The sequence below is a fragment of the Mycobacterium sp. NGS39 genome (genome assembly GCF_059812765.1).
This window is the reverse complement of the sequence record NZ_JCALDH010000033.1, coordinates 1-508: the sequence shown is the minus strand read 5'-3', so window position 1 is coordinate 508 and position 508 is coordinate 1. Positions and strand designations below refer to the sequence as shown.

Annotated in this window: 1 protein-coding gene; it reads right to left on the bottom strand. The window is 67.1% G+C overall.

The annotated features are described in order from the left end of the window. The coding region (locus tag AC5Y39_RS21230; protein WP_500021710.1) for an acyltransferase domain-containing protein at positions 1–508 on the bottom strand (508 nt) is incomplete at both ends.

Sequence of the window (508 nt, the reverse complement as noted above, 5' to 3'; positions counted from 1 at the left end):
GGCGGCCCAGCGATCACCGTCTGCGCCGGCGCGGCATACACCGCCACCGTCACCTGCGGATACTGGGCAATCAACGTCTCAACCGCAGCCGCCTCCAACTCCACCAGCGCCATCGCCCCGCGCCCCGACAACCGCGCCATCAACCGCGACCGCGTCGCAATCACCTTGAGCCCATCAGCAGCCGACAACGCCCCGGCCACCACCGCCGCACTGACCTCGCCCATCGAATGCCCGATCACCGCATCCGGTGACACCCCATAGGACTGCCACAACCTCGTCAACGCCAACTGCATGCCCACCAACACCGGCTGAATCCGGTCGATGCCCACCACCGGCTCCCCCGAGGCCAGCACCTCACGCAACGAAAACCCCACCTGGGCAACAAAAACCGGCTCCAACTCCGCCACCGCCGCACCAAACGCCGGCTCCTCGACCAACAACCGCCGACCCATCCCCGCCCACTGCGAACCCTGACCCGAATACACAAACACCGTCCCCACCCCAGACG